19 protein-coding genes are annotated in these 23,684 nt (G+C 71.2%); 12 read left to right on the top strand and 7 right to left on the bottom strand.

From position 1 onward, the window contains the following. Positions 1–106 precede the first annotated feature (106 nt). Positions 107–925, top strand: coding sequence for a serine hydrolase (locus ACQ143_RS13680; RefSeq protein ID WP_449571258.1), 819 nt, complete (start codon positions 107–109; stop codon positions 923–925). A gap of 54 nt (positions 926–979) precedes the next feature. Here the strand turns inward: ACQ143_RS13680 and ACQ143_RS13675 are convergent, their stop codons facing one another. Continuing rightward, entirely contained in the window at positions 980–2,026 is a 1,047-nt protein-coding gene (locus ACQ143_RS13675; RefSeq protein ID WP_449571257.1) for an Rv2578c family radical SAM protein, read from the bottom strand. Positions 2,027–2,123: 97 nt separating this feature from the next. Between ACQ143_RS13675 and ACQ143_RS13670 the strand changes: the two genes are divergently transcribed. Together ACQ143_RS13670 and ACQ143_RS13665 are read left to right on the top strand one after the other, a co-directional pair. Beyond that, complete coding sequence (locus ACQ143_RS13670) at positions 2,124–3,143, top strand: M15 family metallopeptidase (RefSeq protein WP_449571256.1); 1,020 nt, start codon at positions 2,124–2,126, stop codon at positions 3,141–3,143. A 136-nt stretch (positions 3,144–3,279) separates the two neighbouring features. Then, complete coding sequence (locus ACQ143_RS13665; RefSeq protein WP_449571255.1) at positions 3,280–4,443, top strand: acyl-CoA dehydrogenase family protein; 1,164 nt, start codon at positions 3,280–3,282, stop codon at positions 4,441–4,443. Positions 4,444–5,020: 577 nt separating this feature from the next. Here ACQ143_RS13665 and ACQ143_RS13660 read toward each other — a convergent pair. The 6 genes from ACQ143_RS13660 to ACQ143_RS13635 form a co-directional block, all read right to left on the bottom strand. Beyond that, positions 5,021–5,830 (bottom strand): energy-coupling factor transporter transmembrane component T, encoded by an 810-nt coding sequence (locus ACQ143_RS13660; RefSeq protein WP_449571254.1) that lies wholly within the window; start codon positions 5,828–5,830, stop codon positions 5,021–5,023. Beyond that, positions 5,827–7,908, bottom strand: a complete 2,082-nt coding sequence (locus ACQ143_RS13655) for an energy-coupling factor transporter ATPase (protein ID WP_449571253.1) — start codon at positions 7,906–7,908, stop codon at positions 5,827–5,829. The genes ACQ143_RS13660 and ACQ143_RS13655 overlap by 4 nt, the downstream gene beginning before the upstream one ends. Positions 7,909–7,970: 62 nt before the next feature. Then, complete coding sequence (locus tag ACQ143_RS13650) at positions 7,971–8,516, bottom strand: ECF transporter S component (protein ID WP_449571252.1); 546 nt, start codon at positions 8,514–8,516, stop codon at positions 7,971–7,973. Positions 8,517–8,584: 68 nt separating this feature from the next. Beyond that, positions 8,585–8,938 carry a hypothetical protein gene (locus ACQ143_RS13645; protein ID WP_449571251.1) on the bottom strand — a complete coding sequence of 118 codons (354 nt, stop codon included), beginning with the start codon at positions 8,936–8,938 and terminating at the stop codon, positions 8,585–8,587. Between the two features lie 56 nt (positions 8,939–8,994). Then, positions 8,995–10,008 carry a pirin family protein gene (locus ACQ143_RS13640; RefSeq protein ID WP_449571250.1) on the bottom strand — a complete coding sequence of 338 codons (1,014 nt, stop codon included), beginning with the start codon at positions 10,006–10,008 and terminating at the stop codon, positions 8,995–8,997. After that, positions 10,005–10,352, bottom strand: coding sequence for a GNAT family N-acetyltransferase (locus ACQ143_RS13635; RefSeq protein ID WP_449571249.1), 348 nt, complete (start codon positions 10,350–10,352; stop codon positions 10,005–10,007). Before ACQ143_RS13635 ends, ACQ143_RS13640 begins: the two co-directional genes overlap by 4 nt. A 135-nt stretch (positions 10,353–10,487) precedes the next feature. Here ACQ143_RS13635 and ACQ143_RS13630 point away from each other — a divergent pair, with 135 nt between their 5' ends. The 9 genes from ACQ143_RS13630 (at position 10,488) to ACQ143_RS13590 (ending at position 23,611) form a co-directional block, all read left to right on the top strand. After that, positions 10,488–12,980 (top strand): DEAD/DEAH box helicase, encoded by a 2,493-nt coding sequence (locus ACQ143_RS13630; RefSeq protein ID WP_449571248.1) that lies wholly within the window; start codon positions 10,488–10,490, stop codon positions 12,978–12,980. Between the two features lie 55 nt (positions 12,981–13,035). Continuing rightward, positions 13,036–13,572 (top strand): DUF1697 domain-containing protein, encoded by a 537-nt coding sequence (locus ACQ143_RS13625; RefSeq protein WP_449571247.1) that lies wholly within the window; start codon positions 13,036–13,038, stop codon positions 13,570–13,572. A 60-nt stretch (positions 13,573–13,632) separates the two neighbouring features. Beyond that, entirely contained in the window at positions 13,633–13,890 is a 258-nt protein-coding gene (locus tag ACQ143_RS13620) for a type II toxin-antitoxin system VapB family antitoxin (protein ID WP_449571246.1), read from the top strand. Beyond that, complete coding sequence (locus tag ACQ143_RS13615; RefSeq protein WP_449571245.1) at positions 13,887–14,282, top strand: type II toxin-antitoxin system VapC family toxin; 396 nt, start codon at positions 13,887–13,889, stop codon at positions 14,280–14,282. The genes ACQ143_RS13620 and ACQ143_RS13615 overlap by 4 nt, the downstream gene beginning before the upstream one ends. Before the next feature lie 86 nt (positions 14,283–14,368). Continuing rightward, positions 14,369–16,456 (top strand): DNA helicase RecQ, encoded by a 2,088-nt coding sequence (gene recQ / locus ACQ143_RS13610; protein WP_449571244.1) that lies wholly within the window; start codon positions 14,369–14,371, stop codon positions 16,454–16,456. Positions 16,457–16,602: 146 nt separating this feature from the next. Then, positions 16,603–18,276 (top strand): formate--tetrahydrofolate ligase, encoded by a 1,674-nt coding sequence (locus tag ACQ143_RS13605; RefSeq protein WP_449571243.1) that lies wholly within the window; start codon positions 16,603–16,605, stop codon positions 18,274–18,276. Between the two features lie 169 nt (positions 18,277–18,445). Beyond that, positions 18,446–20,554, top strand: coding sequence for an acyl-CoA dehydrogenase family protein (locus ACQ143_RS13600; protein ID WP_449571242.1), 2,109 nt, complete (start codon positions 18,446–18,448; stop codon positions 20,552–20,554). 54 nt (positions 20,555–20,608) lie between these two features. Then, the gene (locus ACQ143_RS13595; RefSeq protein WP_449571241.1) at positions 20,609–21,184 is read left to right on the top strand and encodes a DNA-3-methyladenine glycosylase I; all 576 of its coding nucleotides are present in this window, start codon (positions 20,609–20,611) and stop codon (positions 21,182–21,184) included. A 60-nt stretch (positions 21,185–21,244) separates the two neighbouring features. Continuing rightward, entirely contained in the window at positions 21,245–23,611 is a 2,367-nt protein-coding gene (locus ACQ143_RS13590; protein WP_449571240.1) for an ATP-binding cassette domain-containing protein, read from the top strand. Positions 23,612–23,684: the final 73 nt, after the last annotated feature.

Genomic DNA, 23,684 nt, shown 5'->3' with positions numbered 1-23,684 from the left:
CGGTCTTCGACAGCGCCGGGAGCCTTCGGGCCTCCGGCGCTGTCGCGGTGTTCGCCGGGGCGCACCGACCGGGTCAACACGGCCCCGGCATCCGTAGGGTGAGAGGATGCCGTCCATCGAACCCGCCGCCGTGCGCTGGAGCGTGCACGCGTTCCGCGTCGATCGGCCCGAGCCGCCCGTCGTGAGCGAGAACCCCGACCTCGTCCTGCCGTCGGCGAGCACCGCGAAGATCCTAGTGCTCCTCGCCGCGGCGCTCGGCATCGAGCGCGGGGAACTCCGCCCGGGCGACCTCCTCGACCGCGACAGCGTCGCCCCGGTCGCCGACTCCGGCATCTGGCAGCACTTGGATGCCGCGATCCTCACCCTGCACGACGTCGCCACGCTCGTGGGGATGTGCTCGGACAATCTCGCCACCAACGTGCTGATCGCGCATTTGGGCGGCCTCGCCCGCGTCGCCGCGGTCGCCGAAGAACTGGGGATCACCGGGCCGGCACTGCACGACATCGTGCGGGACGAGCGCACGGTTGACGAGCCGCCGACGCTGAGCACCGGCAGCGCCCGCGGGTATGCCACGCTCATGGCCCGTCTCGTCCGCGCCGACGGTGTGCCGGCACCCGTCGCCACACGCGTGCTGGCCTGGCTCTCGGCGGGCGTCGACCACAGCATGGTCGCCGCGGCCTTCGGGCTCGATCCGCTCGCACACCAGGCACCGGACCGCGGCTTCGCGGTGATCAACAAGACCGGCACGGATGCCGGGGTGCGCGTGGATGCCGGTGTCATCACGGCCGGCGACCGCACCGTCGCCTATGCGTGCCTCGCGCACTGGCCGGCCGACGAGCGGGACGCGACGCGCGATCAGGTGCTGGCGCGCATGCGCGACATCGGCGAGCGATTGCGCGCGGAGTTGGAGTCCGGCGCGGGCTGATCGGTCGGTGTCCTGACCGGCTGGCCCTGACCGGCTGGCATGTTCCGCCGCGGCTCAGAACAGCGTCGGCGCGACCGGCTGCGGCCGCGGCTTCGTGCGCAGGACCGGGCCGGGGCGGGCCGGCCGGTTCTCCACCTCCTCCTCCACGCCGCCGCCGAGTCCGTGCCGGCGCAGCAGCGGACGCACGCGGGCCGCGCGCAGCTTCCGGTATCCCTGCGGGGCGCTCACCGAAGCGCCCGGATAGAGGCCGCGATACACCGGCACGAGATCCGGACGCTCGCGCTCGAGCCACTGCCAGAACCACTGCTTCGCGCCCGGGCGCAGGTGCATGGCGCCGAACACGACCCGCCGGGCGCCGGCCGCGGCGATGCGGGCGAGGGCATCGTCGAGCATCTCGACGGCGTCGGTCAGGTGCGGCACGATCGGCATGAGGAAGACGCTCACCGAGAACCCGGCGGCGGTGGCAGCCCGCACGGTCTCGAGCCGCGCGGTGAATGACGGCGCTCCCGGTTCGAGCACATGTCGCAACGCCTCATCGGGTACGGCGATCGACATGGCCAAGCGGACCGGTACCTTCGCCCTGGCATCCACCAGCAGGGGGAGGTCACGGCGCAGCAGCGTGCCTTTGGTGAGGATGGAGAACGGCGTGCCGTGGGAGGCGAGCGCATCGATGATCTCGGGCATGAGACGGTAGCGCCCTTCGGCGCGCTGATAGGGATCGGTGTTGGTCCCCAGAGCGACCGGCTCGCCCTTCCACGTGGGCTTCGCGAGTTCGCGCCGCAGCACCTCGGCGACATTGACCTTCACGACGATCTGGGTGTCGAAGTCGGCGCCCGAGTCGAGGTCGAGGTACTCGTGCGTCTTGCGCGCGAAGCAGTAGACGCACGCATGACTGCAGCCCCGATACGGGTTGACGGTCCAGTCGAAGGGCATCGTGGAGCTGCCGGGGACATGGTTCAGCGCAGACTTCGCCAGGACCTCGTGGAAGGTCATGCCCTGGAACTCCGGGGTCGTCACGCTGCGCACCAGGCCGCCCATCGACTCCAGCCCGGGGAGCGCATCGCCGTCCCTCTCGTCGACCGCCTGACCCTGCCACCGCATGCGAACAGTAGAACACATGTATGGATGCCAGGCAAGACAGTATCGAAGATACATATCATACTCGGGAGCCCGCACCCCGGCGCGCGACAATGGCAGGGTGACGGAACCCGACCCGCCGCGTGCCCGGCGACCTGCGGTGCCCGGGCCGCGCGCGCTCGCACGGCACGCCCGCCGGCAGCGCCGCCGGCGTCTGTGGATGCCGGTCGCGGTGGCGGGCGTGATCGTCCTCGCCGCGACGGTCGCCGTTACCGCATCGATCACTGCCGGAGAGCCGACCGCCGGTCGCGATGGAGTGGCCGCGCCCGAGGCGCCGGTGACGCCACCGACCAGCATCCCGGACCCGCCGACGGTCACATTCCTGCCGGTGCCGTCGCTCACGACCGAGCCCGACGAACCGGATCGGCTGTGTGACGATCCGGCCGTGCGTACGGCTCTCGAGGGCGGTACTGACGCCGAGGTGATCGCCGCCGTCGGGGGTGGCGAGTCCTTCCGGACGGCTGTTGCCGCAGGTGTCGCGCCCTGCCTCGACCTCGGTGAGGCCGATCGCCTCTGGGTGGTCGTGAACAAGCGGCATCCCCTCGACCCGGTCGACTACTGGCCGGTGCCGCAGGCCCGGGCCGAGGGCGTGCAGCGCACCAGCGGTGGGCACATGCGCGCCGACGTCGCCGCCGCCCTCGCGCAGCTCGCGGCCGCCGCCGCCGAGGGGCCGGGGCCGATCGGTGCGAACAGCGGGTTCCGGTCCTACGACTTCCAGGTGTCGACCTACAGCGGATACGTCTCCTCGCGCGGGCGGGCGGCGGCCGATCTGCTCAGCGCCCGCCCCGGGCACAGTGAGCACCAGACCGGATTGGCCGTCGACGTCGTCGCGTGCGGCGACGGGTGCGGTGGCATCGAGTCGTTCGGGCGCACGGCACAGGCCGAGTGGGTGGCGGCGAACGCGTGGCGCTTCGGGTTCGTGGTCCGGTACGAGCAGGGGCAGACCCGCATCACCGGGTACGAAGCCGAGCCGTGGCACCTGCGCTACCTCGGCGTGGACCTCGCGGCCGCCTACCACGATGGCGGGCATCACTCGCTCGAGGCGTTCTTCGGCCTTGACCCGGCGCCCGACTACGGGTGAAACTCAGTACCGTTATTCACGGCATCCAATTCCATACCGCGCGGTATGTCGGCGTACACTGGTCTCAATACGGCGGTGATGCCGCCGCGCAGACCACTGGGACCGACGCTGCCCCCGACACAAGGAGATCGACGTAATGGAACGCACCATCTACGACCAGGATCACGAGGCATTCCGCGACGTCGTCAAGGAATTCGTCAAGCGCTATGTCACCAACGAGGCCATCGAACGCTGGGACGCCGCCGGTGAGATCGACCGCGAGACCATGCTCGCCGCGGGCGAGTCGGGGCTGATCGGCCTCTCGGTCCCCGAGGAGTTCGGCGGCGCCGGCATGCTGCAGGACTACCGCTTCCGCACGATCGTCAACGAGGAGATCATCGGCGCCGGGGCGGGCTCGCTGGCCGGTGCCTTCGGCATCCAGGACGACCTCGCCGTGCCCTACATCGTGCACATGGGCACGCAGGCGCAGAAGGAGAAGTGGCTGCCCCGCATGGCCACCGGTGAAGTGCTCGGCGCGCTCGCGATGACCGAGCCCGGCGCCGGCAGCGACCTGCGCGGCATCAAGACCACGGCCAAGAAGGTCGACGGCGGCTACCTCGTCAACGGCGCCAAGACGTTCATCTCCAGCGGCAAGACCGCCGACATCGTCGTGACCTTCGTCAAGACCGGCGAGGGCAACCGTCCCGACGCCTTCAGCCTGCTGATCCTCGAGAACGGCATGGAGGGCTTCGACCACGGCAAGAAGCTCCACAAGATGGGCTCGCACGGCCACGACACCGCTGAGCTGTCGTTCACCGATGTGTTCGTGCCCGAGGAGAACCTCATCAGCGGCAAGGAGGGCCAGGGCTTCATCCAGCTCATGATGAACCTGCCCCTGGAGCGCCTCTCGATTGGCATCGCCGCCGCGGCCGCGTCGCAGGCCGCCTTCGCCTGGACGCTCGAGTACACCAAGAGCCGCGAGGCCTTCGGTGAGCGCATCGCCGACTTCCAGAACACCCGGTTCAAGCTCGCCGACATCGCCACGACCGTCGACGTCATGTGGGCCTACCTCGACAAGGCGCTGCTCGCCTACAAGGATCGCAAGCTCACCGCCGAGGCTGCCGCCGCCGTCAAGTTCTGGGCGACCGAGCGCGAGTGGGAGATCCTCGACACCTGCGTGCAGCTGCACGGCGGCTACGGCTATATCACCGAGTACCCGATCGCCCGCGCCTTCCTCGACGCGCGCGTGCACCGCATCTACGGCGGCACCAACGAGATCATGCGCGACATCGTCAGCCGCGCCCTCGTCGGTAAGAAGTAGCACCCGCGAGGGTGCAGGATGCCGGGGCCTTCGGGCTCCGGCATCCGTCGTTCTCGGCGCGCTTCGCGCGCCTTGCTCGCCCCGCTCGCCTGTCACAAAGTGCCGGGCGAGCCCGCGTTCTGTGACAGGCGAGCCGATGGCGGCGCCCCCGGCGCCTCGCGCGCCCCTCTCGCGCCATTCGCCCCTTCCCGCGCCGCGCCCGTCCGCTCGCCCCTCTCTCGCCGTTCGCCTGTCGCAAAGTGCCGGGCGAACCTGCGTTTTGTGACAGGCGAACCGATGGCGGCGCCGTTCGCCCCTCGCGCGCCTCTCGCTCGCCCGCGTCGCGAGTCACTCGCCTGTCGCAAAGTGCCGGGCGAACTCGCGTTCTGTGACAGGCGAACCGATGGCGGCGCCGTTCGCCCCTCGCTCGCCTCGCGGTGCCTCGCTCGCCTCGCGGTGCCTCGCTCGCCTCGCCTGTCACAAAGTGCCGGGCGAGCCCGCGTTCTGTGACAGGCGAATCGAGGGCGGCGCGTCGGCGCTGTGTGGCGAGGGCCTGCGTCGCATCCAGGGGTGGACGCCGGTGTCCCCACCGGTTCGGTCAGGTGAGCGTCCAGGGGAACAGAGCGATGAAGACGGCGGCGGCGACGAGCCAGAACGCCAGGACGAACACGGTGTCGCGGGTGCGCCACGGCACGAGGTGCCGCTCGGTGCGCTCGGAGTGGGCGCCGAAGGCGCGGGCATCCATGGCGAGCGCGACGCGTTCGGCGTGGCGGATGGCGCCCGCCAGCAGCGGGACGATATAGCCCCACCACCGGGCGATCGCCGCGAACGGGCCGCGGCCGCCGTGCGACCCGCGCACACGATGGGCACGGCGGATCACCTCGAGCTCGTATCCGAACCGCGGTACGAAGCGGAACGCGGCCAACGCGGTGTAGCCCACGCGGTACGGCACCCGCAGCTGTTGCACGCTCGCGCGGACGAGGTCGGGGCCGGTCGTGGTGAGCCCGGCGATCAGGGCGAGCGCGAAGATCGCCGCAAGACGGATGCCGGTGGCCAGGCCCACCTGCACGGCGCCGGCGTACAGGGTCCACTCGCCGATCGACACGAGCACGACCGACCGGTCGACGGCGGCCGGGTCGGCCCACAGCGACATGCCCAAGCCGATGATCAGGGCGGCGCCGGGCAGCGCGACGGTCAGCAGCAGCCACACCCCGCGGCGCAGCGGCGCCCCCACCACCAGCAACAGGTAGCTCAGCGCGATGAACACGAGCGGGGTGGCGAAGTCGCGGACGAAGATCAGCGTGATGATCGCCGGCAGCGGCGCGGCGAGTTTGGCGAGCGGGTTCACCGCGGCCAGGAAGCGCCCCGGCGCGCGGTCGGTGGCGTACGGGTCGACGACGGCGGTCATCCGGCCGCCTCCGTCTGCCCGGCCGCCCGGTCCGCGGGCGTCGTCTCACCGGGCTCCGTCTCATCGGGCTTCGTCTCACCGCGCGTCGTCTCACCGCGCGTCGTCTCACCGGGCGTCGTCTCAACAAGCGCCGGGTCGCCCGGCGCCGCGTCACCAGGGGTCGGCTCACCGGCCGTGCCGGCGGGCAGGTCCGCCAGCCGCGTCGCCGCCGCCAGGTGTGGATGCCGGGTCACCCCGTGCAGGGCCGTGACCAGCGGCGGCAGGCGCAGCCCCGCCCGGCGCAGCAGCGCCTCATCGGCGAACACGTCGGAGGTCGGCGCGTCGGCGGCGATGCGCCCGTCGTCGAGCACGATCGTGCGCGTGGCGTACTCGGTCACCAGCTGCATGTCGTGGCTCACCACGAGGATGGTCGTACCGTCGGCGTTGAGATCCTGCAGCAGGCGCAGCAGCTCGTCGGCGCGGGCGCGGTCCTGCCCGAACGTCGGCTCGTCGAGGGCGAGGATCGGCGCCCCGGCGACCAGGGCGGTGCCCACCGAGAGCCGGCGCTTCTGGCCGCCCGACAGCAGGAACGGATGCACGCCGGCCTTGCCCTCGAGGCCGAACCGGCGCAGCAGCTCGTGCGTGCGGGCGGTGACCTCGTCGTCGGGCAGCTTCTGCAGCCGCAGGCCGTGCGCGATCTCGTCGAACACGGTCGGTGCGATGAACTGGTGCTCGGGGTTCTGGAACACGAACCCGATGTGGCGCATCAGCCGCCGCAGGTCGGTGCGCGCGGGGTCCAAGCCCTGCACCCGGACGGCGCCGCGCGGCGGGTCGATGACCCCCGCGATGGCCTGGATCAGGCTGGTCTTGCCGACGCCGTTCGCTCCGACCACGGCGATGAACTCACCGGCATCCACGCGCAGCGACACGTCGTGCAGGACTTCCGTGCGTCCACGCGTGAGGGTGAGGCCCTGCACTTCGATCGCCGGGGTGCGCGGCCCGGGGCCGGCCGCAGGGTGCGCCGTCGGAGAATCGCGCGAAGTTCGGACCGAATCGGCGGAAGGATCCGACGTTCGCGCGTTATTCCGAACTTCGTGCGGGGTGGATGCCCGAACTTCGTGCGAGGTGGCTACCGGTACGTCGTGCGAGGTGGATGCTGGTGGCGCGGGCGCCGCGGCACCCGGATCAGCCGTGGCGTCGAGCGCCTCGCGCAGTTCGGCGGGGGTCAGGGGCAGGCGGGCGAACTCCCAGCCCGCGCGCTGCAGCCGCAGGGCCGCGATCGTGGAGACCGGCAGCCACACCCCCATCTCGTGCAGTTCGTCGGCGCGGGCGCGCAGCACCTGGTCGACGGTGCCCGACGCGAAGGTGCGGCCGTCGGCGTCGAGCACCACGACGCGGTCGGTGAGCGCGATCACGGCGTCGAGGTTGTGCTCGACCAGCAGCACCGCGCGACCGGCGGTGACCACCTCGCGCAAGGCCAGATACACGTCTTCGATGCCCGCCGGGTCGAGGTTCGCGGTGGGCTCGTCGAGCACGAGCAGGTCGGATCCCAGCGCGAGCGCACAGGCGATCGCGAGGCGCTGCTTTCCGCCGCCCGACAGCCGGTCGGGGTTCTCGCGCCGCCGCTCCCACAGCCCGACCTGGCGCAGCGCCTGCTCGGTGCGGGCGAGTACCTCGTCGACGGGCAGCTTCAGGTTCTCGGGTCCGAAGGCGACCTCGTCGAGCAGCGTTCCGGTCACCAGCTGTGCGTCGGGGTCCTGGAACACCATGCCCACATGCGCGCTCAGCCGGGGCACCGGGGTGGTGGTGGCATCGCGTCCCGCGACGTGCACGGTGCCGGTCAGGACCGCGGACACCGCCTGCGGGATCAGTCCGTTCGCCGTCAGCGCGAGGGTCGACTTGCCCGACCCGCTCGGCCCCAGCAGCAGCACGAGCTCGCCCGGCCGCACCTCCAGCGTCGCGGATGCCGGAGTCGCCACCTCGGCGCCCTCGTGTCGCACCGCGACCTCCACGACGCGCAGCAGCGCTCGGTCTGCCGAGCCGGTCGCGGCGGCATCCGGGGCGCCGGCCGCGGTGGCGCCGGATGCGGCAGAGGTCACGGACGGTCCAAACGAGGAAGGGCTACGGGCCCCTCCAGCTTAGCCTTGCCTAACTTGACCCCTCAAGCGTTCTGACGGGCGACGCCGGCACGGCGCAGACCGGTCCCGATGCCCACGCCGACGATCGTCCACACCACCGGTCCGGCGATGAATGCGATCACGAAGGTGATACCCGCCCAGGGGGCGAACGTGGCGACGTCGAAGGCGAACCACAGGGGCACCGCGAGCACGGCCCCGGTGATCGCGCCGGTCAGGAGGAACCGCCACAGCTCCCAGTGCCGGTACCGCGTGAGCGCCGACATGGCCTCCTGCGCCCCGCCGAAGACCGCGGCGGCCAGGAAGTACCGGCCGGCCATGACGGGGACGAACGCCGAAGCGATCGCGGCGGCGAGCATATGCGTCATGAGCGCGACCCACGGCAGCCGCAGCACCTGCTGCGCGACGACCCCCGGCAGCGCGTTGAACCCGAGCACCAGGCCGTACAGCGGGACCACGGCGGCCGCCAGGCCGTGCAGCGGCGTCGAGAGGGCCGTCGCGATGCCGGTGGCGACGCCGATCGCCGCGCACACCAGCAGGACGCGCGTCGAGAGGACAGAAGGTCGGGCCACCAGATCAGCGTATCCGTGGCCACGCCCGCCGCGGCGATCGGGGACCCGTGACTATTCGCCTGAGCTCGTCAGGTCGGCGACGGGCCGTCGTCCAGGTCCTGGACGTCGTCGGCGGAGGTCGGCACCGTCGGCAGGATGCCGGTCGCACCCGGCATCCGCGGGGTGAGGACCGATGCCACGTCGGCCTCGGTGGAGTGCACCAGGAACGCCAGGTGGGCCTCATAGCGGTCCAGGACGTCGTCGATTACCTGCTGCCGGGTCAACCCCATCAGGTCGTAGCCCTCGGAGCCGGTCTGCGCGAAGACCTCGAGCCGGTGGTAGTACTCGGGTTCGCGTGAGATGCGGCCGCCGAAGATGGGCACCTGCGCTTCGACCACCGCCACCTGGTAGTGGAAATCGCGGAGGTCCGGGCCGATGTGCACCACCGCCTCGCGCGAGGCCGTGATGGTCCCGGACGGTCAGTCGTCATCGGTGACTCTCACGCGCGCCGGCGGCGCTGGGTGAGACGCACGCCGGGCATCGGGGGTGCGGGAATGCGCTCGTCGCCGTGTCCGACCACGTGGCCGAAGCGGGCGGTGTCGGACTCCCAGGCCTCCCGTGCGTCGACGATCTCCTCATGGGCGCGCCCCACGAAGTTCCACCACATGACGATGTCGGCCTCGAACGGCTCGCCGCCGATGAGGAACACGGTCGTGTCGGTGTCGGCCGCCACCTCGATCCGGGTGCGATCGAGGCCGAGATACAGCAGCTGCTGCGGCGCCACGGTCATCGTGCCGCCGGCATCCACCCCGCCCTCGGTCACGGGACCCGTCGGCACCGACGGCGCTCCCTCGACCCCCACGAGCGCATGCTCCCACGCGGGGTTCAAGGGCAGCGTCACCCGGACGCCGGCGGGTACGAACACCTCGGCGCCCACGATCGGTGTGTACATGCGGGCCGGTGAATCCACGCCCGCGAACGACCCGACGACCACCGCGGCGCATGCGCCGTCGCCGAGGTCGACGACCGGCAGGTCACGGATCTGCTCGAAGTCCGGCGGGCCGTGGCGACGCGACTCGGGCAGTGCGACCCAGAACTGCAGCGCGTCGATCTCGGCCTCGTCCTCGCCGACGGAGTACTCGGAGTGGGCGATGCCCGCACCGCTGGTCATGATGTTCAGCTCACCGCGGCGGATCTCGACGTCGTTGCCCAGCACGTCACGGTGCCGCGTGACACCCACGAACGGCCACGTGACCGTCTGCAGCCCGATGTGCGGATGCGGCTCGACGCGCATCTTCGCCACCTGCGGCCCGAACCGGTCCAGGAAGCACCAGGCGCCCACCATCGGCAGCGCCCGCTGCGGCAGACTGCGGTGCACCTGCATGGCGCGCACCCCGCCCAGCGGCACCTCGCGGGCCTCGAGCAGCAGCGCCCGCGGGCCGTCGCACGTCACCGGCGACTCGAGCTCGGGCGTCGTCCCCTGCGCCAGGGTGCCCTCGCCCAGCCTCGTCATCGGTCTGCGGCGTCGACGTGCGCACTGCCGGCCTCGTCGGCGGTGGGGCGCCAGTGCACATCGAGACCCTCGACGGTGTGCGAGTGCAGGTACTTCACCACGAACGGGCACACCGGCACCACCGTCTCGCCGCGCGCGGCGACATCTGCCAGTGCGCGGGAGACGAGGATCGAGCCCAGCCCCTGACCGGCGAACGCCGGGTCGATCGACGTGTGCGGGAACACCAGCCGCCCCTCGTGATCGACGGTGAACTCGGTGTACCCGGCCACGGTGTCGCCGAGCTGGATCTCATAGCGGCTCGCCTCGTCGTTGCGGCTCACGGTGATCTCGTCTGCGTCGGTCACGGCGGCTCCTCTGCTCGGTGGTGGCGGCTGCCTCCACCGTAAGCGGGCCGGGTGCTGACGCGCCAGAGTCAGGTGGATGCCGGTCGCCGGCGCCGCGAGAGGATCGAGGCCCCACCGGTGCGGCAGACTCGAGGGATGACCTCCCTCACCGACGCGATCCCGGCCGGCGCGTCGGCGGACACCGTCTACGACGGCTTCACCGACTGGGCCACCGGCCAGGGCATCACGCTCTACCCGGCACAGGACGAGGCGGTCATGGAACTCGCCTCCGGTGCCCACGTGGTGTTGTCGACACCGACCGGAACCGGCAAGTCCCTCGTCGCCGTCGCCGCGCACGCCGCCTGCCTGGCCGCGGGCGGGCGCTCCTACTACACGGCCCCGATCAAGGCGCTCGTCAGCGAGAAGTTCTTCGCGCTCGTCGAGATCTTCGGCGCCGAGAACGTCGGCATGGTCACGGGGGACTCCTCCGTCAACCCCGACGCGCCGATCGTGTGCTGCACCGCCGAGATCCTCGCCAACGTCGCGCTGCGACAGGGGGCGGATGCCGCGGTCGACCAGGTCGTCATGGACGAGTTCCACTACTACGGCGACCCGGAGCGCGGGTGGGCATGGCAGGTGCCGCTGCTGACCCTGCCGCGCGCACAGTTCCTGCTGATGTCGGCGACCCTCGGTGACGTGAGCGACATCGTCGCCGATCTCGAGCGGCGCACCGCGCGCCCCGTCGCGCAGATCACCGGCGTCGAACGCCCCGTGCCGCTGCACTTCTCGTACGAGCGGCGGCCGATCCACGAGATCGTCGGGGCGCTCCTCGAAGAGCACGAGACGCCCGTCTACATCGTCCACTTCTCACAGGCCGCCGCCGTCGAGCGCGCACAGGCGTTGTCGTCGGCGAAGGTGTCGACGCGCGAGCAGCGCGATGCGATCGCCGCTGCGATCGGCGGGTTCCGCTTCACGACCGGGTTCGGCAAGACGCTGTCGCGACTGGTGCGTGCGGGCATCGGCATCCATCACGCGGGGATGCTGCCGCGCTATCGGCGCCTGGTGGAGACCCTCGCCCAGCGCGGGCTGCTGCGGGTGATCTGCGGCACCGACACGCTCGGGGTGGGCATCAACGTGCCGATCCGCACCGTCGTCGTGACCGCGCTGGCCAAGTACGACGGCACGAGGATGCGGCAGCTGACTGCCCGCGAGTTCCATCAGGTGGCCGGTCGGGCCGGCCGCGCCGGCTTCGACCCCTACGGCAACGTCGTCGTGATGGCGCCGGACTGGGAGATCGAGAACGCCGTCGCCCTCGCCAAGGCCGGCGACGACGCCGCCAAGCGCAAGAAGATCGTGCGCAAGAAGGTGCCGGCCGGTGCGGTCAACTGGGGGCAGGGATCGTTCGAGCGGCTCGTCGAGGCGCAGCCCGAACCGCTCGTCCCACAGCTGCAGCTGACCGCCGCCATGCTCATCAACATCATCGGCCGCGGCGGCGACGTGTTCGCGAACGTGCGCGCACTCGTGTTCGACAACCACGAGCCGCGTGCGCGCAAGTATGCGCTGGCCCGCCGGGCGATCGCGATCTTCCGCACCCTCGTGGACGCCGGGATCGTCGAGACGTCGGATGCCGGCATCCACCTCACCGTCGACCTGCAGCCGAACTTCGCCCTGAACCAGCCGCTGTCGCCCTTCGCGCTCGCCGCCATCGACCTGCTCGACCCCGACGACGGGCCGGGAGCGGCCGGCACCGGCCACTACGCCCTCGACGTGGTCAGCGTCATCGAGGCGACGCTCGACGACCCCCGCGCGATCCTGAATCAGCAGGAGCACAAGGCCCGCGGTGAGGCCATCGGCGCGATGAAGCAGGAGGGCATCGAGTACGACGAGCGCATGGCCCTGCTCGAGGAGGTCACCTATCCGAAGCCCCTCGACGAGCTGCTCGCCCAGGCGTTCGAGGTGTTCGCGTCGAGCCAGCCGTGGGTGCGCGACTTCGAGCTGAGCCCGAAGTCGGTGGTGCGCGACATGTTCGAGCGGGCCATGTCCTTCGCGGAGTACGTCTCGTCCTACGAGCTGGGCCGCAGCGAGGGGCTCGTGTTGCGCTACCTCAGCGACGCGTTCCGCGCGATCCGGCAGACCGTCCCGGCCGAGGCGCGCACCGACGAGCTGATGGATGTCATCGAATGGCTCGGCGAACTCGTGCGGCAGGTGGATTCGAGTCTCGTCGATGAGTGGGAAGCGCTGGTCAACCCCGTCGAAGACCCCGCGGCGCCCGTCGTGCCGCCGGCGCCGCCGTCGATCCTCACCAACCGGCGGGCGTTCACGGTGCTCGTGCGCAACGAGCTGTTCCGCCGCGTGCAGCTGGCGGCACTGCAACGTGACGACGAACTGGTCGAGCTCGATCCGGATGCCGGATGGCCCGACGCCCTGGACGCCTACTACGCCGAGCACGACGAGATCCTCACCGGCGGCCCGGCACGGTCACCGCGACTGTGCCGCATCACCGAGGAACCGGAGGTGTGGCGGGTCGAGCAGACCCTCGACGACCCGGCCGGCGACCACGACTGGCGCATCCGCGCCGAGGTCGACCTTGCGGCTTCGGTCGACCAGGGCACCGCGGTCGTGCACGTCACCGAGGTGCTGCGGCTCTGAGGCGCCGCCCGAGGTCGGGCTGTCGCGGGTGGCGATCGGAGGGCACAATGGGGCGATGGCCGTTCGACTCGCGTTCCTCCGTGCCGTCAATCTGGGGGCGAAGCGGGTCTTCCCGAAGACCGACATCCAGCGGGTCGTGGCCTCGGTCGGATTCGAAGACGTCGCGACCCACATCAACACCGGCAACGTGCGGTTCGAGACGCGCATGCGCTCCCGCGACCGCATCGAGACGCTGCTCGAGCAGGCATTCGCCGCCGACCGCGGCTTCGACGTGCCGACGATCACCTTCACCGCGGCGGAGTTCGCCGACCTCGCCGCCGAGACGGCGCAGATCAGCGCCGAACGCCCGGGACTCGCGCGCCACTACGTGTATCTGCTGAAGGAGCCGCTCGACGCCGAGCAGCGGGCGGCCGTCGAGGCCACCCGCACCGACCACGGTCAGATGCTCGTCCGCGGCCGCGCCGCCCACGCCCTGCTCGCCCCCGGCTACCAGAACGGCACCGTCGACCCGCTGGGCGCCGCTCCCTTGCTCGGCACCGCCACCAACCGGAACCTGAACGTGATCCAGACCCTCGCCGCGAAGTGGTGCTGACACGGTCGGTGGCGGGACCGCAGGGGTAGAAAGCTAGAAGCCGACGGTAGAATCGGTCCCATGGGACTGAACATCAAGAACGAGAGCGTGCACGACGCGGTGCGCGAACTGGCCGCCCGGCTCGGGGTGAGTCAGACCTCAGCGGTGGAGCAGGCCGTCCGTGAGAAGCTCGCCGCGCTCAGCGCGGAAACGGACCGGGCGGAGCGTACGCGCCGCCGGGCGGCGGCGATCGCCGCAGCGCAGGAGGCGTATCGCGGCATCGATCTCTGGGCGGTCTCCCACCGCCTGTACGACGACGCGACGGGACTTCCGAGGTGATCATCGACACGTCGGCGCTCATCGCCCTGCTCCAGAACGAACCCAGCGCTCCCGCCATCGATGCCGCCACCGACGAGGCGGCGTGGCGGGGGATCTCCGCGGCGACGCTGTTCGAAGCGGCTGTCGTCGCCGACGGTCCGTCCGACCCCGTCCGATCCGCGCGCTTCGACGGCCTCATCGCCGCGCTCGACCTGGAGGTCGTACCGGTGAGTGCGGCGCAGGTGGCACTCGCGCGGCAGGCGTACCGGGACTACGGCCGAGGGTCGGGACACCCGGCGCGCCTCAACTTCGGCGACTGCTTCTCGTATGCGCTGGCCAAGGAGCGCGGCGAGCCGCTGCTGTTCGTCGGTGACGACTTCGCACACACGGATCTGGCGAGCGTGCTGGGCTGACCACCCGCGCGGCACGGGGGCGTGAGTCGGGCAGCCGACGGGGAGAACCGAGCCGGCTGTCGGATGCCGGAGCTATCGTGGACCGGGTGAGTGACGCCGGCTACAGCGACGACCCCTACGCGGACGTTCCGTGGGATCCCGATGAGCTGACCCCGCCGGACGACCTCGACGCGCCACCGCCCCCCGACCCCGCCTTCGACGGCTACGCCGGCGCCGTCGCGCGCGCCACCCGCAGTGCGGCGGCCGATCACCAGGCCGCAGCCGGGCGCGCCCCCGACGCCGCCTCCGCCCGCGGAGAGGAGTGGACCCGCCCGGCCGCGGTCCCGGCATCCGTGCTCACCCTCGACCGGCGCGACCACACCGGCGCCGACCCGGTCGCCGTGCTCACCGAGGTCTTCGGCTACGACGCGTTCCGCGGCGACCAGGCCGACATCGTCTCCCACGTGATCGCCGGCGGCGACGCGGTCGTGCTCATGCCCACCGGCGGCGGCAAGTCGATCACCTATCAGGTGCCCGCGCTCGTGCGGCCGGGCACCGGCCTGGTCATCTCACCGCTGATCGCCCTCATGCACGACCAGGTCGACGCGCTCGTCGCGAACGGCGTGCGGGCGGCGTATCTGAACTCGACGCAGTCGGCCGGTGAGCGGGCCGGCGTCGAGCAGGCGCTGCTGGCCGGCGAGCTCGACCTGCTCTACGTCGCACCCGAGCGCCTCTCGGTCGCCGCGACGACCCGCCTGCTGCAGCAGGCGCAGCTGAGCGTCATCGCGATCGACGAGGCGCACTGCGTGTCGCAGTGGGGCCACGACTTCCGGCCGGACTACCTCGCGCTCGGCGACCTCGATCAGCGCTTCCCCGGCGTGCCGCGCATGGCGCTGACCGCCACCGCGACCCGCGCCACGCACCGTGAGCTGACCGAGCGGCTGCACCTGCCCGAGGCGAAGCACTTCGTCGCCAGTTTCGACCGCCCGAACATCCAGTACCGCATCGAGCCGAAGGTCGACCCGCGGCGGCAGCTCGTGCAGTTCATCCGCAGCCAGCCCGAGGGCGACGCCGGCATCGTCTACGCGCTCAGCCGCAAGTCGGTCGAGCAGACTGCCGAGCACCTGCAGAAGCAGGGCATCGACGCGCTGCCCTACCACGCGGGCCTGCCCGCCGAGGTGCGCTCGGCGCACCAGTCGCGCTTCCTGCGCGAGGACGGCGTGGTCATGGTCGCCACGATCGCGTTCGGCATGGGCATCGACAAGCCCGATGTGCGGTTCGTCGCCCACATCGATCTGCCGAAGTCGGTGGAGGGCTACTACCAGGAGACCGGCCGCGCCGGACGCGACGGCGAGCCGGCCGTCGCATGGATGGCCTACGGCCTGGGCGACGTCGTGCAGCAGCGGCGCCTGATCGACCAGTCTCCCGGCGACCGCACCTACAAGATGCGCATGGGCCAGCACCTCGACGCGATGCTCGCGCTGTGCGAGACGGTGGGATGCCGGCGGCAGAACCTGCTGGGCTACTTCGGGCAGGAATCCGGGCCGTGCGGCAACTGCGACACGTGCCTGACCACCCCCGACACGTTCGACGGCACTGTCGCCGCGCAGAAGCTGCTGTCGACGATCGTGCGACTGCAACGGGAGCGCAACCAGGCGTTCGGCGCCGGGCACCTCATCGACATCCTGCGCGGCGCGTCGACCGAACGCGTGCGCCAGCAGGGCCATGACACCCTCGCCACGTACGGCCTGGGCGCCGACCTGTCCGACCAGGACTGGCGGTCGGTCGTGCGGCAGCTGCTGGCCCGCGGCATCCTCGTCGCCCGGGGCGAGTACGGCGTGCTGGCCGTCGGCGAGGAGGGCGCCGCGGTGCTGCGCGGAGAGACCGGGGTGCCGCTGCGGCGCGACGTGCTCGGCCGCACCGGCGGCGGCAGCGCCCGCGCCCGCAAGGCCGCGGCCTCCGATGCGCTCGCCGAGGGCGACCGTGACCTGTTCGAGAAGCTGCGCGCCTGGCGCGCGGGCGTGGCGAAAGAACAGGGCGTGCCGGCCTACATCGTGTTCGGCGATGCGACCCTGCGCGCGCTGGCCGAACACCGCCCGACATCCCCGGCCGACCTCCACGGCATCACCGGCATCGGCGCCAAGAAGCGCGAGGCCTACGGGGAGGCCGTGCTGGCGGTGATCGCCGAGGGGTGACACCGCCCCGTCGCTCCGGCGGTCTCCGCCGCTCCGGCGCCCAGCCGCGGCGACCGGCATCCGTTCTTCGCGTGGCATCGTGCCCGCGGCGACATGACTCCTAGGCTGGTGCCGACGGGCGACGAGGCCCGCGGGCGGGAGCAGCCGTGACCAGCAGCATCGAGATCGCACAGCAGGCCGACCTGTGGCCGATCACCCGGATCGCCGACCGGCTCGGCATCCCCGACGACGTCGTGGTCCCCTACGGGCGATTCAAGGGCAAGGTCGCGCTGCCGTACTTGGCCGGCCTCGCCGACCGGCCGCAGGGCAAGCTCACCCTGATGACCGCCGTGTCGCCGACCCCCGCCGGGGAGGGCAAGACCACCACGACCGTCGGGCTCGGCGACGCGATGACACGGCTGGGCGAGAACGCGATGATCTGCCTGCGCGAGCCGGCGCTCGGGCCGGTGTTCGGTATGAAGGGCGGCGCGGCCGGTGGCGGCTACGCGCAGGTCGTGCCCATGGAGGACATCAACCTGCACTTCACGGGCGATTTCGCCGCGATCGCGCTGGCCACCAACCTGCTGGCCGCGATGATCGACAACCACATCCACCACGGCAACGCCCTGGGCATCGACGTGCGCCGCATCACCTGGCGGCGCGTGCTCGACGTCAACGACCGTGCCCTGCGCGACGTCGTGCAGGGCCTGGGCGGCACCGGCAACGGCTACCCGCGCGAGTCGGGCTTCGACATCGTCGTGGCCAGCGAGGTGATGGCGATCTTCTGCCTGGCCACCAGCCTCGCCGACCTGAAGGCGCGCCTGGGGCGCATCGTCGTCGCCTACACGAGAGACCGGATGCCGGTGCGCGCGGCCGACCTGAACGCGCACGGCGCGATGGCGGCGGTGCTGCGCGACGCCCTCGCCCCCAACCTCGTGCAGACCCTCGAGCACACCCCGGCGTTCGTGCACGGCGGCCCCTTCGCGAACATCGCGCACGGCTGCAACTCCCTCATGGCGACCTCCTCGGCGCTGCGGCTGGCCGACTACGTCATCACCGAAGCCGGGTTCGGCGCCGACCTCGGGGCCGAGAAGTTCGTCGACATCCTGTGCCGCACCTCCGGGCTGCGCCCGAGCATGGCCGTCATCGTCGCGACCGTGCGGGCGATGAAGTACCACGGCGGGGTCGCCGTCGCCGACCTGCCGACCGAAGACGTGGCCGCGCTCGAGCGCGGTCTGGTCAACCTCGAGCGGCACATCCACATCGTGCGCGAGGTGTTCGGGCTGCCCTGCGTCGTCGCGATCAACCAGCGCGTCGAGGACGCGCCGGCCGAGGTCGAGGCCCTCATCGCCGGGGCCGCCCGCCTCGGCGTCACGGCCGTGCCCGCCCGTCACTTCACCGAAGGCGGGGCCGGGGCCGAAGACCTCGCCCGCGCGGTGCTGGCCGAGATGGACGCCGGCGACGCCGAGCTGACCTTCACCTACCCCGACGACGCGACCCTCTGGGACAAGGCCGCAGCCATCGCGACCCGGGTGTACGGCGCGGCCGGAATCACGGCGTCCACCGCCGTGCGCACGCAGCTCAAGCGCCTGCAGGAGGAGGGCTACGGCCACCTGCCGGTGTGCATCGCGAAGACGCAGTACTCGTTCTCGACCGACGTCGCGCTGCGCGGCGCGCCGACCGGTCACCACGTCGACATCCGCGAGGTGCGGCTGGCCGCCGGCGCCGAGTTCGTCGTGCTGGTGTGCGGCGCCATCATGACCATGCCCGGGCTGCCGACCCGGCCGGCCGCCGAGTCGATCGATGTGACCGACGACGGGCGCATCACCGGCCTGTTCTGACCGTTTCTCCCGACGCCCGGCGGGAGCCGACTGTGTGGCGTATACAACCCGGTGGGGCCCTGCACTCCGCCCTGACTGTGGGACTGCGCCAGGCCGCTTGGCGAGAACTTGTAGGACTCCTACGGTCGAGGATGAACTTTTCTGTCCACCCCGCCACGAGGGAAGCACCATGACCGACTCCGTCATCCGCCCCAAGCGGCCCGCCACGAACAAGCGCACCCCCGCCGGGGGCGCACCCACCGCGCCGCACAACGCCGCAGAGGCCGACGAGGCCCGCATCGACATCGCCGCGGTGACCGACCTGCTGCTGGGCACCTGGGCGGCCACCCGCCGCGAAGCACGCGAGATGATCAAGGACCCGGCGTTCTGGCGCGTCGAGGGCGAGCCCATGGATGCGCACCGGGAGCGCACCCTGGGCCAGCTGCGACTGCTCGCCGAGCGCGGGGCCTCGGGCCGCGCCTACCCGAAGGAGTACGGCGGCCAGGCCAACGACGGCGCCAACCTCGCCGGCTTCGAGGAGCTCGTGCTCGCCGACCCCAGCATGCAGATCAAAGGCGGCGTGCAGTGGGGGCTGTTCGGTTCGGCCATCCAGCAGCTGGGCACGAAGAAGCACCACGACGCGTGGCTGCGCGACGTCATGACCCTCGACCTGCCCGGTGCGTTCGCCATGACCGAGCGGGGCCACGGCTCCGACGTGGCGGCACTGGGCACCACGGCCACCTACGACCCCGAGACCGAGGAGTTCGTCATCCACACGCCGTTCCGCGCGGCGACGAAGGACTACCTGGGCAACGCCGCCCTGCACGGGCGTGCGGCCACCGTGTTCGCGCAGCTCATCACCGGCGGGGTCAACTACGGCGTGCACTGCTTCTTCGTCCCGATCCGCGACGAGAACGGCCAGAACCTCCCCGGCATCACCAGCGAGGACGACGGCCCCAAGGGCGGGCTGAACGGCATCGACAACGGCCGCCTCGCGTTCGACCAGGTGCGCATCCCGCGGTTCAACCTGCTCAACCGCTACGGCGACGTCGCCGCCGACGGCACCTACTCCAGCGACATCGCCAGCCCCGGCCGCCGGTTCTTCACCATGCTCGGCGCGCTCGTGCAGGGCCGGGTCTCGCTCGACGGGGCCGCGACCACGGCATCCGCCCTGGCCGCCTACATCGCCATCACCTACGGCAACCAGCGCCGTCAGTTCGACTCGGGCGCCGGCACCGACGAGGTCGTCCTGCTCGACTACGGCAAGCACCAGCGCCGACTGCTGCCGCGCCTGGCCCAGACCTACGCGCAGTTCTTCTCGCACGACGAGCTGCTGCGCAAGTTCGACGGCGTCTTCGGCGGCACGCACGACACCCCCGACGAGCGCGAGGACCTCGAGACGCTCGCCGCCGCGCTCAAGCCCCTGTCGACCTGGCATGCGCTCGACACGCTGCAGGAGGCGCGCGAGGCGTGTGGAGGCGCCGGCTTCATGGCCGAGAACCGACTCACCGGCCTGCGCAGCGACCTCGACGTCTACGTGACCTTCGAAGGCGACAACAACGTGCTGCTGCAGCTGGTGGGCAAGCGCCTGCTCGCCGACTTCGCGAAGCAGTTCCGGGGGGCGGATGCCGCGAAGCTGGCCTCCTACGCCGCCAAGAGCACCGCGGGCAAGATCTTCCACGGCGCGGGCCTGCGCCAGCTCGGGCAGACCGTCGCCGACTTCGGCTCCACCGCGCGCTCGGTCGAGCTGGGGCTGCGTGCCGAACAGCAGCACGAACTGCTCGCCGGCCGGGTGGAGCAGATGATCGCCGACGTCGCCGGGGCGCTTCGGCCGGCGGCCAAGCTGCCGGCCCTCGAAGCGGCTGCCGTGTTCAACGAGCACCAGTCCGAGCTCATCGAGGCCGCCCGCGCGCACGGCGAGCTGCTGCAGTGGGAGGCGTTCAGCGACGGCGTCCGGGCGATCACCGATGACGGCACGCGTCAGGTGCTGACCTGGCTGCGTGACCTGTTCGGCATGCACCTGATCGAGAAGCACCTCGCCTGGTACCTGATCAACGGCCGGCTGTCGACGCAGCGCGCCGCCTCGGTCTCGCGCTACATCGACCGGCTCGCCGCCCGCCTGCGTCCGCACGCGCAGGACCTCGTCGACGCCTTCGGATTCGACCCCGAGCACGTGCGCGCCCCCATCGCCCTGGGTGGTGAGCGCGAGCGTCAGGACGAGGCCCGGGCGTACTACGCCGAGCTGGCCGCGTCCGGCCGGGCGCCGGTGTCGGAGAAGTCGCTCAAGAAGAAGAAGTAGCGCCGCATCCCGAGCGGCGCACCCCCGGCCCGTAGGCTTCCGTAGGCTGAGGGGGTGACCGACCTGCGCATCGCACCCGACGGGCTCGCCCGGTGCGCATGGGTGGGCGACGACCCCGAGTACGCGCGCTATCACGACGAGGAGTGGGGGCGTCCGCTGCACGGCGACCGCGCCCTGTTCGAGAAGATGAGCCTCGAGGGGTTCCAGGCCGGGCTCAGCTGGATGACGATCCTGCGCAAGCGCCCGCGCTTCCGCGAGGTGTTCGCCGGGTTCGACCCGGCCGCCGTCGCCGCCTTCACCGACGCCGACGTCGACCGGCTGATGGGGGATGCCGGCATCATCCGCAACCGCGCCAAGATCCTCGCCACGATCTCCAACGCCCGGCTGGTCGCGGCCATGGCGCCGGGGGAGCTCGACGCCCTCATGTGGTCGTTCGCACCCGCCGGGCCGCGCGCACGCCCGGCATCCGTCGCCGACGTGCCGGCCGTGACAGCAGCATCCACCGCAATGAGCACCGCGCTGCGCGCTGCCGGGTTCCGCTTCGTCGGCGCCACCACGATGTACGCGCTCATGCAGTCCGCGGGCATGGTCGACGACCACGTCGTCGGCTGCCACCGCGCCGCCGGGTGAGGCCCGGTCCGCGACGATTGCGCATTCCCCCGTGTCGCCGATGACGGCAGACTGTGCCGTATGGCCGCTCCGCACTCCGACACGCACGCCGCCCACATCGCCGACACGCACGACCGGATCATCGTCACCGGCGCGCGCGAGAACAACCTCAAGAACATCGATGTCGAAGTCCCCAAGCGCCGCCTGACGGTGTTCACCGGGGTGAGCGGCTCGGGCAAGTCCTCGCTCGTGTTCGCCACCATCGCCAACGAGTCGCAGCGCCTCATCAACGAGACCTATCCGACCTTCGTGCAGCAGTTCATGGGGCAGCTCACCCGCCCGGACGTGGACGCCCTGCACAACATCAGCCCCGCCATCCTCGTCGACCAGGAGCGCATGGGGGCCAACCCCCGGTCGACCGTCGGCACCGCCACCGACGGGCACGCCATGCTCCGGCTGCTGTTCAGCCGCATCGGGCAGCCGCACGTCGGATCGCCGCAGGCCTTCTCGTTCAATGTGCCGTCGGTCTCCGGCGCCGGCGCGGTCACGTTCGAGAAGGGCGGCAAGAAGGTCAAGGAGCGCCGCTCGTTCGAGGTCACCGGCGGCATGTGCCCACGCTGCGAGGGCCTGGGCGAGGTGAGCGACGTCGACCTCGACGAACTGTTCGACCGCACCAAGTCGCTCAACGAGGGCGCGATCACCATCCCGGGCTACAACGTCGGCGGCTGGATGGTGAAGGGCTTCAGCGAATCGGGACTGGTGGACCCCGACAAGCCGATCGCCGACTACACCGAGCAGGAGCTGCAGGACTTCCTCTACAAGGAGCCCACCAAGATCAAGATGGGCGGCATCAACGTGACCTACGAGGGCCTCGTGCCCAAGATCACGAAGTCGATGCTGCAGAAGGACCGGGATTCCATGCAGCCCGGCATCCGCGCGTTCGTCGACCGGGCCGTGAAGTTCCTGCCCTGCCCTGACTGCGGCGGCACCAGGCTGAATGACGGCGCGCGCTCGGCGAAGATCAAGGGCATCTCGATCGCGGATGCCGCGGCGATGCAGATCAGCGACCTCGCGGCCTGGCTCGACAGCATCGACGACCCCGAGGTCGCACCGCTGATGACCGGGCTGCGTCAGACGGTCGCCTCGTTCCTCGAGATCGGTCTCGGTTACCTGTCGCTCGAACGGTCCAGTGGCACGCTGTCGGGTGGCGAGGCGCAGCGCATCAAGATGATCCGGCACCTCGGGTCGTCCCTCACCGACATCACCTACGTGTTCGACGAACCCACGGCCGGCCTGCACCCGCACGACATCGGCCGCATGAACGACCTGCTGGTCCGGCTGCGCGACAAGGGCAACACGGTGCTGGTCGTGGAGCACAAACCCGAGGTCATCGAGATCGCCGACCACATCATCGACCTGGGACCGGGTGCCGGTCGTGCCGGCGGCGAGATCACCTTCGTCGGCGACGTCGCCGGGCTGCGGGCCTCGGACACGATCACCGGGCGGCACCTCGATCACCGCGCGCAGCTGAAGCCCGCCGTGCGGGAGCGCACCGGGGTCCTCGCCATCCGCGGCGCGAGCCGGCACAACCTCCAGGACGTGGACGTCGACATCCCGTTGGGGGTGCTCACCGTCGTCACCGGTGTCGCCGGATCGGGCAAGTCCTCGCTCATCCACGGCCACCTTCCGGCATCCGACGAGGTCATCGTCGTCGACCAGGCGCCCATCAAGGGCAATCGCCGGTCGAGCCCGGCCACCTACACCGGCATCCTCGACGCCATCCGCACCGCGTTCGCCAAGGCGAACGGCGTCAAGCCCGGCCTGTTCAGCGCCAACTCCGACGGCGCCTGCCCGGCCTGCCGCGGCCTGGGGGTCATCATCACCAACCTCGGCTTCACCCAGACGGTCGAGACGCTGTGCGACCTGTGCGAGGGCACCGGCTTCAGCGACGAGGTGCTCGAGTTCCGCCTCGACGGCAAGAACATCGCCGAGGTGCTTGCGATGCCCGCCGCCGAGGCCGCCGAGTTCTTCACGAAGGGGCCCGCCCACACCACGCTGAGCCGCATGGTCGACGTGGGGCTGGGGTATCTCACGCTCGGTCAATCTCTCAACACGCTCTCGGGCGGGGAGCGGCAGCGGCTGAAACTGGCGATCTCGATGGCCAAGAAGGGTGCCGTCTACGTGCTCGACGAACCGACGACGGGGCTCCACCTCGCCGATGTCGACAACATGCTGGCGCTGCTGGACCGGTTGGTGGATGCCGGGAACTCCGTCATCGTGATCGAACATCACCAGGCGGTGATGGCCCACGCCGACTGGATCATCGACCTCGGCCCCGGGGCCGGACACGACGGCGGGCGGATCGTGTTCGAAGGCACGCCGGCCGACCTCGTGTCTCACGGCGAGACCCTCACCGGGAGGCACCTGCGCGCGTACGTCGGCGGCTGAACACCCGGTGCTGGGCCTTGAATGCCCGGTCATGGGCAGTTCTCCCCACCTGCGCGAGCGGAGATTTTCACCG

The sequence above is a fragment of the Microbacterium pollutisoli genome (genome assembly GCF_053586795.1).
The sequence above is the reverse complement of the archived record's forward strand: the minus strand, read 5'-3'. Positions and strand labels throughout refer to the sequence as shown.